The sequence below is a fragment of the Limimaricola sp. AA108-03 genome (assembly GCF_050847355.1).
Classification (GTDB): domain Bacteria; phylum Pseudomonadota; class Alphaproteobacteria; order Rhodobacterales; family Rhodobacteraceae; genus Limimaricola.
The window spans coordinates 120,978-133,492 of the sequence record NZ_CP193758.1 but is presented as its reverse complement, the minus strand read 5'-3'; the positions used below and the strand labels follow the sequence as shown (position 1 = coordinate 133,492).

The window sequence follows — 12,515 nt, the reverse complement described above, 5'->3', positions numbered from 1 at the left end:
CGTCGGGCCCGCGGGCCGCAAGCAGTCTTTTTCACGAGTGTTCGAGGGTAGAGAAATGAGACAGACCGTGACCCGCAGCGTTGCAGGCGGCACCTCCGGCATGCGGCCGGAGCCGCAATCGCATCTGCGCTTTCCGAGCGGCGGCCTGCCGGCGGCGCTGATCCGCGATGGCCGGGGGGCGCCGCAATGACGGCGCTGGCGAGGGATGCCGCCTCGATCCCGGCAAGCGCGGGGCTGTCGAAGGCTGCGGCGCGCGACGCGCGCATCGACATCGCGCGCGGCATCGGCATGGTGCTGGTGGTCTGGGGGCACGCGCTCTACGGCGTGATGAATGCCGGGCACGACACGCAGATCCACCGGTTCGAGCTGCTCTCGATCTATACCACGCATATGGCGCTGTTCTTCATCCTGGCCGGCCTGCTGGCCGGGTCGATCCGCAAGCGCAGCTGGTCCGAGTTCTGGAGCATGGCCTTCACGCGGGTGATCTGGCCCTACTTGCTGTGGTCGGTGCTGCTCAAGACGATCCATTTCGCCATGAGCGGCTACGTGAACACGCCGCTCAAGGGCTATGCCGTCCTCGACATCCTGTGGAAGCCGCCATCGGTGATGTGGTTTCTCTATGCGCTCCTGCTGGGGATGATCCTGCTGAAGCTGACCTCGGCCTTTTCCCGCCCGGCGACCGTTGCGCTGGCCGCGGTGCTCTTCGCGTCGGGATACCTGCTGCCGGATCTCGATCCGCAGATGGACTGGATCCGCACCTCGCTGCGCTTCATCGCCATCTATCTCGTGGCCGCGATGGTGGGCCGCGCCGGGTTCGAGCGGCTGCTGGCGCCCGTTTGGGTCGCGCTCGCGACCGGGGTGATGGGCGTGACGCTCGCCTATGCCTGGGTCGACGCGGCCGAGCCGATCCCGGGCTATGCCGCCTTCGCGCCGCTCTATATCCCGGCGCTGCTGGCGGGGCCGGTGGTCGCGATGCGGCTGGCCTATGCGATCGGCGCGACACGGGGCGGCGGTGCGCTCGGCGCGGCATTGGCACTGGTCGGGCGCAACACCATGCCGATCTTCGTCACCCATATCCTGTTCACCGCCGGGGTCCGCATCGTGATGCTGGAGCTCGGTCTGACCAATGCCTCGCTGATCATCGCGCTGGCCACGATCATCGGGGTGATCGCGCCGCTCGTGGCGGCCATGCTGGCCGACCGGCTTAGGGTCGCAGCCTATCTGGGCTGGCGATGAACGCCGTGCCGCGCCGCCTCTTCGTCAATGGCCGGTTCCTCGCGGGGCCGGTCACGGCCGTCAACGCCGTGGCCGCAGAGCTGACCGCCGCGCTGGCCCGCAGCGAGGAGCGCTGGCGGGTCGAGGTCGCGGTGCCGCCGGGATTGGCCGGGGCGGCAAGCGATCGCGGGCTGCCCCATCGCGTCATCGGTCGCGGCGGCGGCATCGGCTGGGAGCAGCGCGATCTTCCGGCGCTGCGGCGCGAGGGGGTGGTGGCGGGTTTCTTCAACACCGTACCGCTGCGCGGCACCGGCTACGTGACGATGCTGCACGACGCGCATGTCTTCACCACGCCGCGCTCCTATGGGCGCGCCACCGGCGCCTGGCGGCGGCTGCTGTCACGCCGGGCCGGGGCGCGGGGCAATCATCTCCTCACCGTGTCGGAGCATTCGCGCAGGGAGTTGCTGGAGATCGGCCTCGGCGCGCCCGAGCGGATCGGCGTGGTGCATTGCGGTCTGGGCGAGGTCGGGCGGGTCGCCCCCGATCCCGGGCTGCGCGATCGGCTCGGGCTGGCGCCCCAAAGCTATTGCGTGGCGCTGGCGAGCCTGCTGCCGCACAAGAACATCGACCTGCTGCTGCGCGCCTTCGCGCATCCGGCGCTGGCCGGGACGAGGCTGGTGCTGGTGGGCAAGTCGACCCGGGAGGATTTCCTCGCCGCCGGGCATCGGCCGGGGCCGAACGTCCTATTCGCCGGCTTCGTCAGCGACGCGGAGCTGGCGGCGCTGTACCGGTCGGCGCTGGCGGTCTGCATGCCGTCGTTTGAAGAGGGTTTCGGCCTGCCGGCGCTGGAGGGCATGGCCTGCGGCTGCGTGGCGGTGGTGTCGGATCGCGGGGCCCTGCCGGAGGTGGTGGGCGAGGCCGGGCTGATCCTTCCGGCGAATGCCCCGGCCGCATGGGTCGCGGCGCTGGCGGCGCTGGCCCGCGATCCGGCGCGGCGCGAGGCGCTCGAGCGGGCCGGGCGGACCCGCGCCGCCGCCTTCACCTGGGACGAAGCGGCGGCGCGGATGCTGGCGCATCTCGACCGCTGGTTCGCGGGCTGATCCTCAGCCCGCGAAGAGCCGGAAGCTGAACACCCGGCTGCGGGTCGCGGCCAGCGAGGCGACGCCCGCCAGCCCCAGCGCCAGCGCCATGCCACCGGCCAGCCGCAGCGTGTCGTCGTTCAGCAGCATCGAGATCGCCAGCCAGCCGGTTTCCAGCGCCACCGCGTAGACCGCCAGCAGGACCAGCGCGATCGCGGCGTTGCGCAGCGCCGGGCGCAGCGCCACCTTGCCATGCCGGCCGATCACCCAGAGCGCCGAGACCGAGGACAGCACCGCCACCGCCGCCTGCGCGCCGGCCAGCGCCACCAGCCCCTGTCCCGAGAAGACGAGGATCGCCGCCAGCATGATCGCGGTCCAGACCATGTTGTAATACATGCCGATCCGGTTCGCGTGCCGGGCCGCGAAGACCGGCTCGATCAGATGGTTTCCGGCCAGCCCCGCCGCGCGCACCGCAAGCGCCTGCAGCGCCGCGAGCGCTGCGAGGTATTCGGGGCGGAACAGCGCGCCGACGAGGCTTTCGCCCAGCACCGCGATGGTGATCGCCACGCCGCCCATCAGGAAGACGTTCGCGCCCAGGAACCCTGCCACCTCCGTGCCCAAGGGGCGGCCGCCGCGCGCCGCCTCGCCGAACCGCTTGAGCGCGAAGCTGCGCAGCGGCTGCGCGACGATGTCGACGGAGGCCATCGCGAGGCGGTTGGCAAAACGGTAGAGCCCCGCCTCGGCGGTGCTGAACAGGTAGGCGAGGATCAGGTCCGCGCCGAAGGTCGAGAAGAAGCCCAAGAGCCGCGAGCCGTAGAGGCCGCCGGCATAGCTGGTGGCCTCGCGTGCCAGCGCCGTGTCGAAGCGCCAGCGCGGCAACCGTGGCACCGCCATGCCGAACATCGCCACGCCGAGAACGATGCGAATCGCGCGGTAGGCGACCAGCGCATAGAGCGACTGCCACAACACCAGCACCAGACAGCCGCCCGCGAGGCCGCCGAGATTGGTGGCGATCAGGATCAGGAAGTAGCGCCGCATCGACCCGGCACGGGTGAGCGCGGCCGAGGCCCAGCCGATCGCCGAGGCGAAGGGCTGCATCACCCCGAACAGCCGCAGCACCGGCGCCAGCTCCGGCGCGTCGAACAGCGCCGCGAGCGGCGCCGCGAAGATCACGAGGAGCAGGCCGCCCAGGGCGCCGATGCCGGTCATGATCCAGAACATGGTCGAGAGCAGCGCCTCCTCCTCGGAATCGGAGGTCACGACGAAGTGGAAATAGCCGGTATAGGTCAGCATCACCACGAACTCGACGAAGACGATCGCCAGCGTGTAGACCCCGTAATCCGCCGCGCTGAGAAAGCCCGCCGCCAGCAGGGTGATCACGAAGGAGGCGACCTGCTGCGAGGTCAGCCCCAGCATCGAGATGACAGCGCCGCCGCCGCCGCCGCCATTACCGCGCCTGTTCGAGTGGCTTTCGCGGCTCATGGGCGAGGCCGGGTGCCGCAACCATGCGGCGAATACGAAATAAACTTCACTGACATGTGGACATCCAGTTCGGGGAGGTGTCCATGCTCTATCCGTCTCCCCCGCCCGAGTGCAACGAGGTTCGGCGGGGGCAGGTCGTGCTTTTGCGATGAGACTAATTTGTAAGCGGTATTTGATCGGAGAGGGTCAGGCATGGCGACCGATAACAGCGCATTCAATCACGGGGCCTTCCTGTCCTCCGCGCGACGGCAGGAGGATGCGGCGCACACCCATGAGGAGAGCGTCGATCTTCGCGAACTGATCGGCGCGCTGTGGCGCCGCAAGTGGTTCGTGCTGTTCTGGACCCTCGCTGCGGCGGCGCTGTTCTTCGCGATGACGATCACCAAGCCGGTGCGCTATACCGCCCAGGCGACGGTGATGCTCGACCCGCGCCAGCAGCAGGTGGTCTCGGCGCGCGAAGAGGTGGTCTCGGACCTGCAGCTCAACACCGCGATCATCGAGAGCGAGGTGGCCAGCCTGCGCTCGTCGGCGCTGCTCGAACGGGTGGTGGAGCAGATCGGTGTCGACCGCTTCGCCGGGATCGATCCGGCCAATGCCGCGCCGGGCCCCGTGGCGCGGATCATCGGCGGCGCCAAGCAGGCGGTGCGGGGGCTGGTCGCGCCCGCGACGCCAGCGGCGCAGGGCGATGCCGCGCCGCTGATCTCGGAAGAGCGGCGGCGCCTCAGCCGGATCGTCACGGCGCTGCAATCGGGCATGTTCATCAACCGGGTCGGCGATTCCTACGTGATCCAGATCGCGTTGCAGACCGGCGATCCCGAGCTTTCGGCACTGGTTGTCAACGGTCTGGCCGAGACCTACATCGCCGAGCAGCTGCTCGACCGCCAGAGGGTGGCCGAGAACGCCACGCAATGGCTGTCGCAGCAGGTCGAGCGCCGGCGCGGCGAGGTGGTGGCCGCCGAGGCCGCGGCCGAAACCTACAAGAGAGAGCAACTCGACACCGCCGGCGCCTCGGTCGAGGTGGTCCAGCAGCAGCTCGCCGAGCTGAACCAGCAGCTGGCCATGGCGCGCTCGGAGCGCGCCAACCAGGAGGCGCGGCTGCAGCAGATCGACACGCTGATCGCCGAACGCGGCCCGACCATCGCCGCCGAAACCCAGTCCTCCGACTATCTCGTGTCGCTGCGCCAGCAGCGCGACGAGATGCTGCGCGAGGATGCGCGGCTCTCGGCGACGCTGGGCGAGAACCATCCCGACCGGCGCGACATCGCCTCGGATATCGGCCGGATCGAGGCGGCGATCGCGGCCGAGGTGGCCAATATCGCCCAGTCCTACCGCAACGAGATCGAGGTGCTGCAGGGGCGCGAGGCCTCGCTCGGCCGCGACGTCGAGGCGCTGGAACAGCGGCTCTCGGACATGTCGGCCTCGTCGCTGCAGCTGCGCCAGCTCGAACGCGAGGCCGAGGCGGCGCGCACCGGGTTCGAGGACCTGCTGACACGTCTGGGCGAAATCCGGGCGCAGGCCGAGATCCAGCGCGCCGAGGCCAAGCTTTTGAACCCGGCGCTGATCCCGACCGGCCCCTCGGCGCCGCGCCCCGTTCTGATGACCGCCTTCGGTGGCACGCTGGGCCTGACCTTCAGCCTGATCGCGGCGCTCCTGATGGAGCTGATGAGCGCGGGCTTCCGCCGCGCCGTCGAACTGGAGCGGGCGACCGGCCTCAAGGTGCTGTCGATGCTGCCCGCCGACCGGATCCGCCAGCCGCGCCACGTGCTCGCGCATCTCGACAAGGGCTCGTATTCCTTCCTCGGCGAACGGGTGCGGCAACTGCGCACGGTGATCGCGACGCGCATCGCCGCCAATGCCGGGCCGCGCAGCGTCATGCTGCTCTCCTCGGTGCCGGACGAGGGCAAGACCACCACCGCGCTGGCGCTGGCGCAGTCCTATGCCCGCTCCGGCGTCTCGACGGTGCTGATCGACCTCGATACCCGGCGCCCGGTGCTCCACGACGAGGTGGGGGCGGTGTCGCAGGCCAGCCTCTCGGATCACCTGATGGGCGAGGCCTCGCTTGATGCGGCCATCGCCCGGTCGGACAGCCTGCGATTCGACATCTCCGGGGTCGGCGAGCACGACACATTGCTGTCGGACGGCATCGAGGCCCGTCGCATCGGCGAGCTGATCGAGGCGCTGAAGCAGCGCTACGACATGGTGATCGTCGACGCGCCGCCGGTCCTGGCGATGTCCGACAGCCTGAGCATCGCCCTGGCGGTCGATCACGTGGTCTATCTTGTGCGCTGGAAACGCACGCCGCGCCGGGTCGTGGCGCAGGGGCTGGTGATGCTCAAGAACATCGGCGTGGCGCCGCTGGGAACGGTGCTGACCATGGTCGACACCGCGCAGGATCTCGACGGCTACAGCAGCAGCTACGCCTACCACTGACCCTTTGCATGTCGTCGAAGCGCGACGGTTCGTCCCCTCCAGGGCGGGCCGTTTTCGCGTCGCGGCTCGACCCCCTCTCACAACCAGAGCGAATGTGGTGAAAGATCGCCTTTAGATTGTGCTTTTAATGTCTGAAAACGCGTAGTAGTGGTGCGCTGCAAAATAGTCCAGCAAGTGGACAAATCGAACGGACGCAAGGGGCAAAGACAACCAGTTGTTAAAAAACATAAATATGCACGAGTCGCATTCTGGACAGGTCTGCTGGGTATCTCGGCAGATTTGTTAACAGGACCGGTGCAAGGCAGAACCAAGGCATGGCCGACTCATCCAAAGGTTGTTCCCTTGGGTCGGCGCCGCCGATCACCGCGTGGCGACGGGCGTCCCTTTCGAGGGGCGCGCATTTTCGAGTGATGACGATTTTAAACGGTTTCAAGGATGTCGCGATGACACAATCTTCGAGCACCTCGATCGAGGCACTGGCGCTGCAGGAAGCGGCCGTCGACGCGCCGATGGGCTACAACCGCTTTGCCAAGCGGTTGCTGGATCTGGTCCTTGTAGCGATCCTTCTGGTCCCGTTGCTGCCGGTGATCGGCACCCTCTATCTCTTGGTCCGCCGCGAGGGCGGGCCCGGCTTCTTCGGCCACGAGCGGGTCGGCCGCAACGGCGTGACCTTCAAGTGCTGGAAGATCCGGACCATGGTGCCGGATGCCGAGGCGCGGCTCGCTGCGCTGCTCGCCTCCGATCCCGAGGTGCGCGCGGAATGGGAGCGCGATCACAAGCTGCGCGACGACCCGCGCGTCACCCGGCTCGGGGCGCTGCTGCGCAAGACCTCGCTCGACGAGCTGCCGCAGATCTGGAACGTGCTCAAGGGCGAGATGAGCCTGATCGGGCCACGCCCGGTGACCGCGGCCGAGCTGTCGCGCTACGGGCACCGGAGCTGGGTCTACCTTTCGCTGCGGCCGGGCGTGACCGGGCTGTGGCAGGTATCGGGCCGCAACGACATCGCCTATGACGAACGCGTGGCGCTCGACGCGCGGTATCTGGAGCGGCTGTCGATGCCGCTGGACCTGAAGATCCTGTTCCAGACCGTGGGCGCGGTGCTCAACCGGACCGGCTGCTGAATGACACTTTTCGCCGATACCATGCCCGACGACGCGAATGACGGCCTGCGGATCGCGGTCGTCATCTGCTCGGTCGGCCGCCCCGAGGCGCTGGCGCAGCTGCTGCCATGGCTGACGCGCCAGACCAAGCGGGCGAGCGAGATCCTCTGCGTGGTGACGAAACCCGGTGACCTGCCGGACGAGGCGATCCTCGCCGCGGCGCAGCCCGCGGCGCAGGTGCTGATCTCGGAAAAGGGCCTGCCGCGGCAGCGCAATCGCGGGCTCGACGCGGTGCTGGATCGCTGCGACGTGGTGTTCTTCATCGACGATGACTACCTGCCCGCGCGCGATGCGCTGATCGGCATCGATCGGGCCTTCAAGGCGTTTCCCGACATCTCGGGTCTGACCGGCGCGTTGCTGGCCGATGGAATCCACGGCGCCGGTGTCGATCTCGTCTCGGCCGCCGCGATGATCGAGGCGGACGAGGCCGAGCGGATCGGCCGGGATGCGACGCCGCGCGCGCTGGAGCGCGACCTCGTCGGGCTCTATGGCTGCAACATGGCCTATCGCGCCGCACGGATCGGCGCGCTGCGCTTCGACGAGCGCCTGCCGCTCTATGGCTGGCAGGAGGATGTCGATTTCGCCAGCCGCGTGCCGGGCGAGATGATCCGCACGGACGCGCTTCGCGGCGTGCATTGCGGCGTGAAATCGGGGCGCGACACCAACGGGCACCTGCTGGGCTACAGCCAGGTCGCGAATGTCGCCTATCTGATGCGCAAGGGCTCGATCCCGGCGGGGTTCGGCCTGCGGCTGATCGTGCGCAACATGCTGGCCAACCACCTGAAGATGCTGCGCCCCGAGCCTTGGGTCGATCGCCGCGCCAGGGCCAGTGGCAACTGGATGGCGCTCGGCGACCTGCTGCATGGCCGCTCCGCGCCCGAGCGCATTCTCGACTTCGCGGCGCGTCCGCGTTGATCCGGATTGGCACGGCCCATGCGCCGCGCCGATCCTTGCGCCGAACGGGTCAGGCGAATTCGAGCGTCGTCTGCCCTTCGAGCGCCGCGAGCTCGACCCGGGAGAAGTGGGCGATCTCGGTCAGGGTCCCGCCGCTTTCGACGAAAAGCGACACGCCGCCGCCCTTCTCCTCGAAACGCAGGCCGTCCGCCCCGGCGGTGCCGCCCTGCACGACGACCCGGTCGTCCTCGCCGAAATTGTAGACCCGGTCGAGATCGTCGGACCGGGCGGCGAAGATGATCGTGTCGACCCCGGCGCCGCAGAAGAACGTGTCGCTGCCGGTGCCGCCATCCATTCTGTTCGATCCGTCCTGGCCGAACAGCACGTCGTTGCCGGCCCCGCCGAACAGCATGTCGTCGCCATCCCCGGCAAAGAGCTTGTCCCGGCCGTCGCCGCCGAACAGCCGGTCGTTGCCGGCGCCGCCATTCACCAGATCCTGCCCCGCGCCGCCATCGAGCAGATCGTCGCCATCGGCGCCGATCACCATGTCGGCACCGGCGCCGCCATAGGCCTCGTCATCGCCGGCGCCGCAAAACAGCCGGTCGTCGCCCAGATCGCCGTGCAGATCGTCATCGCCCTTGTTGGAGATCAGCAGGTCGTTGCCGCCCTTGCCATCCAGCAGGTTGTGCAGGCCACGCGCGACCAGCCGATCCTCGCCCTCGGTCCCGAGCGCCTGATAATCGTATCGCGGCGCAGGGGCGGCGGGCGCTTCGGGCAGCATCGGTTCCGGTTCGGGCTCCGGCTCCGGTTCCGGTTCCGGCTCTGGCGTCGGCGTCGGTTCCGGCTCGGGTTCCGGCTGGGGCGCCGGTTCTGGTTGGGGCGCCGGTTCCGGCTCCGATGCTACGGGCGGAGGCGGCGAGGCCTCCTCCTCGGCCGGGGCCGCGCCGCGGTTCAGGATGCCGTCGAGATCGAAGCTCGCATCGCTGAAGACGAACGCCTCGACATTGCTGACAATGCTGGTCGCGGTGGCGCCGCCGAGCTTGAAGGAGAGATCGACGCCGCCCTCGCGGCTCTCGGCCGAAAGCAGCGCCGTCGAGGCGAGGTTGAAAACCAGACGGTCCGTCCCGGCGCCGCCATCGATGCGGTCGCGGCCGCCGCTGGCCTGCAGCGTGTCGTCGCCGCGCCCCCCGGCAAGGTGGTTGTCCGCCGCCGAGCCGATCAGCAGGTCGTTCGCGTCGCCGCCGAACGCGTTCTCGATCACGTTCGCCTGCAGGTCCAGCTTGGACTCGCCGATCCGGCTCTCGGTCTGTCCCGAGAGATCGATCGCGATCGCATGGGTGAGCATCGCGGCGTTGATCGTGTCGGTGCCGCCATCCTCATCGGTGAGCCGAGCGCGGGTCAGTTGCTCGATCGCGTCGTAGAAGCCCGAGGCGAACTCGTCATTGTAGAAATAGACGTCGTCGGTTTCCGGCGCGTTGCCCCTGACGGTCAGCTTCGCGCCGATCAGCGCGCCGCTCATCGGGCCGCTGCCATTGTAGTGAAGCAGGTCTGGGTTGCGGTTGTGGATGTCGATGGTCCAGCTGCCCCTGGAGCTTTCGCCGAAGACCGCGTTGGTGGTGAAGGGGAAGTTGAACAGGCTGCCGCCGCCGCCCTTGGCCTCGAAATCATAGACCAGCTGGCTGATCGTGCCGTCCGGGCTGGTCAGGAAGATCTCGAGATCGTTGGTGTGGCTCCAGGGCAGCTTCAGTTCGAGCTGCGCGCTTTCCATCGTCACGTCCTCGGTGAATTCGATCACCGCCCGGATGTGGTCGTTCTGCCCGGCCGTCAGCACGAGGTCGCTGTAGCGCGTCTCGACCGTTTCGGTCAGCAGGTTGTCGAAGCGCTGCTGGCCTCGCCAGGTTTCGGCCAGCCGCACCGCGTCGTGGAGGTTCAGGTAGCCGAAGCCGAAGCTGTCGGAGAAATGCATGCCGCCGCCGTTGAAATTCGTCGCGGCGTTGGCGACCCAGCCATAGCTCACCGAAGACGAGGTGCCGAGATCCTCGGCCCGGGCGGAAAGGGCAAGGATCTCCATCACGTCCCGATAGCCGAGCTGGTCGTTGGCCTCGAGGATCACGGCCGCGGCCGCCGAGACGATCGGCGCCGAGAACGAGGTGCCGGACATCATCCGCACGCCGCCGCTATAGGGCTCGCTCGTCATGATATCGACGCCGGCGGCGGTGATCAGGAGGTTGGCGCCGAACGAGCTGAAGGCGGCGGCGTTGCCTTCCTTGTCGGTGGCGCCCACGGCGATGGTGAAGGGCGAGTTCTGGTAGCCGTGGTAATTCGAGGATTGCGAATAGGCCGCGTTGCCGGCGGAGAACACGACGACGGTTCCGAGCCCGTCGCGGCCCTGCTGCACGGCGGTGACCAGCGCCTCGTGGCCGTTGGTGCCGGGCTGCAGGTTGTCCTGGAAGGCGCGGCTGTAGCTCCAGCTGTTGTTGAGCACGTCGACGGTCCGGCCATGGGTGACCCCGGCCTCGACCTGCGCGACGACGTTGTCGGCGTTGTAGTCGAGCGCGAAGCTCGCCACCTTGGCGCCATGGGCGACGCCGACGGTGCCGAGGCCGTTGCCGCGTTCGGCGGCGATGACGCCCGCGACCATGGTGCCATGCGCGTCCGGATAGGCGCTGCGGTCCCAGACCGGGGTGGTGCCGCCGGTGCCGAGATCGATGTCGCGGCCGGCGTCGTAATTGTCGTCGATATCGCCATGTGCATAGTTGATGACCGAATCCAGCACGCCGACGGTGATGCCCGCGCCGGTGTAGTCTGCCCAGACGGATTCGGCGTCGATCGACATCTTCGACAGGTAGGGGCGGTCGAAGTAGTACTGCGCCCCGGTATTCGGATCACTGAAGGAGGAATTCTGGGCGAGCGGCGGCGGCAAAATCGACGAACTGAACTGAGACATCTGACCCTCGTACTCATTCTTATTGTCGTCGCGCCTCGTTCATTCGGACGCGACTTGCCCGGCTTCTGCCCGACCACGCCAAAAGAACCGCCCATCAAGGCATCCCGGCGGCCGAACTGCGCAGCCGCGATGGCGGGATTGGGAAACGAGGGTCACGTTTGATCGGTTTGCGCGACCCGCATGGCGCCGCGGTTGCTGGATGCCGAAGGGGTGGCATGGCGCTGGTCCCTCGGCGGCGAAGGTTTCCCATGGCGGCAAGAGGCGGTTCGCCGGCATGGCGAAGATCCACCTTGGGTTGCAAATAATAGCAAGCGCTACAATCAGATGCGTACCGCTCCCGCCGCGTCAGAGCGGCGGGACATATCGCGGATCATCGCCCGACCCGGAGGTCCGACAGCCGGCGCCGGTACCGGACCCAGGACGGGTCCCCACGGTTTATGGCGGGTTAAGATTGAGGATTGCTTAAATCGGGATGCGGATCGGTGTCCGGGTATGGCCCCGAATTCGCCACGAACCGCGCGGCGAGCGCGCCATGCGCCGCCTCGCAACGCGCGGCCAGCGATGCCGAGACCCCGGCCACCGGCCCCGATTCGGCCGGGCGATCGCTCGGCTCGATTCGCGTATGGCTGGCGCTTCGGGTCGGGTCGCCGCCGCCGCCCTTCTGCGTGGCGCGGTGGCTGACATAGCTGTTGGTGAGCGGCGGATCGAGCCGGAGCCAGTCGCCCAGCCGGGCGACGGTCGCATCGGGATCGCGCAGCAGCGCCTCGGAGGTCACGCCGAACCTGCGCGTGGCGGGAAACCGGTCCCAGTGGCCGCACAGGGTCTCGACCCGCTCGGCGTAATAGAGCGCGGCGGCCTCGGCGCTGCGGTATTGGTGCATGTCGGTGCGCCGCGCCAGGGCTTCGATCGAGCGGATCGCCGGGGCCGGCGCGCGCAGCATGAACAGCGCGCGCGCCTCGAAGAACGGCGCATCGGCGGTGGCGTCGAGGTGATCGTGCAGCACCTTGTCATAGAGCAGATCGGCCCTGAGCGAGAGAGCCCGCCGCAGCGCGAGGTTCACCACCACCTGCCCGAGGCTTTCCGCCCGACCATGCGACACGTGGGTCTCGCCGTAACCGGTGATCCGCGGATGGCTGCACAGCACGTTCGACAGCGCGGTGGTCGTGGCCCGCATATGCGACAGCATCAGCAGGCAGCGATCGTAGCGCGCCTGCGGGGCATGCGCGGCAGTCCGGGCGGCGATGCGCTTGATCCCGTTCCTGAGGGTGGTGCGGTCTTGGGGGCGTCGAACCAGCTGCACGTGGTAAA

At 68.4% G+C, this 12,515-nt stretch carries 9 protein-coding genes; 6 read left to right on the top strand and 3 right to left on the bottom strand.

The genetic code is table 11. The annotated features are described in order from the left end of the window. Positions 1–55 precede the first annotated feature (55 nt). Genes ACRAQ3_RS17970 through ACRAQ3_RS17960 form a run of 3 tightly spaced genes read left to right on the top strand, consistent with a single transcriptional unit; the run spans position 56 to position 2,315 of the window. A complete protein-coding gene (locus ACRAQ3_RS17970; protein ID WP_432256661.1) occupies positions 56–190 on the top strand; it encodes a hypothetical protein in 135 nt (44 codons plus the stop codon). After that, a complete protein-coding gene (locus tag ACRAQ3_RS17965) occupies positions 187–1,236 on the top strand; it encodes an acyltransferase family protein (protein ID WP_432256660.1) in 1,050 nt (349 codons plus the stop codon). Before ACRAQ3_RS17970 ends, ACRAQ3_RS17965 begins: the two co-directional genes overlap by 4 nt. Further along, positions 1,233–2,315 (top strand): glycosyltransferase family 4 protein, encoded by a 1,083-nt coding sequence (locus ACRAQ3_RS17960; protein WP_432256659.1) that lies wholly within the window; start codon positions 1,233–1,235, stop codon positions 2,313–2,315. Before ACRAQ3_RS17965 ends, ACRAQ3_RS17960 begins: the two co-directional genes overlap by 4 nt. Before the next feature lie 3 nt (positions 2,316–2,318). Here the strand turns inward: ACRAQ3_RS17960 and ACRAQ3_RS17955 are convergent, their stop codons facing one another. Then, entirely contained in the window at positions 2,319–3,776 is a 1,458-nt protein-coding gene (locus ACRAQ3_RS17955) for an oligosaccharide flippase family protein (protein ID WP_432256658.1), read from the bottom strand. A 192-nt stretch (positions 3,777–3,968) separates the two neighbouring features. Here ACRAQ3_RS17955 and ACRAQ3_RS17950 point away from each other — a divergent pair, with 192 nt between their 5' ends. From ACRAQ3_RS17950 to ACRAQ3_RS17940, 3 genes are all read left to right on the top strand, one after another. Beyond that, entirely contained in the window at positions 3,969–6,206 is a 2,238-nt protein-coding gene (locus ACRAQ3_RS17950; RefSeq protein ID WP_432256657.1) for a GumC family protein, read from the top strand. A 443-nt stretch (positions 6,207–6,649) separates the two neighbouring features. Beyond that, positions 6,650–7,327: a sugar transferase gene (locus ACRAQ3_RS17945; RefSeq protein ID WP_432256656.1), complete on the top strand. Its 678-nt coding sequence runs from the start codon at positions 6,650–6,652 to the stop codon at positions 7,325–7,327. After that, complete coding sequence (locus ACRAQ3_RS17940; RefSeq protein WP_432256655.1) at positions 7,328–8,281, top strand: glycosyltransferase family 2 protein; 954 nt, start codon at positions 7,328–7,330, stop codon at positions 8,279–8,281. Positions 8,282–8,330: 49 nt separating this feature from the next. Here ACRAQ3_RS17940 and ACRAQ3_RS17935 read toward each other — a convergent pair whose 3' ends face one another. Both ACRAQ3_RS17935 and ACRAQ3_RS17930 read right to left on the bottom strand, forming a co-directional pair. Continuing rightward, entirely contained in the window at positions 8,331–11,207 is a 2,877-nt protein-coding gene (locus tag ACRAQ3_RS17935; protein ID WP_432256654.1) for a S8 family serine peptidase, read from the bottom strand. Between the two features lie 445 nt (positions 11,208–11,652). Next, the gene (locus ACRAQ3_RS17930) at positions 11,653–12,507 is read right to left on the bottom strand and encodes a sulfotransferase (protein WP_432256653.1); all 855 of its coding nucleotides are present in this window, start codon (positions 12,505–12,507) and stop codon (positions 11,653–11,655) included. Positions 12,508–12,515: the final 8 nt, after the last annotated feature.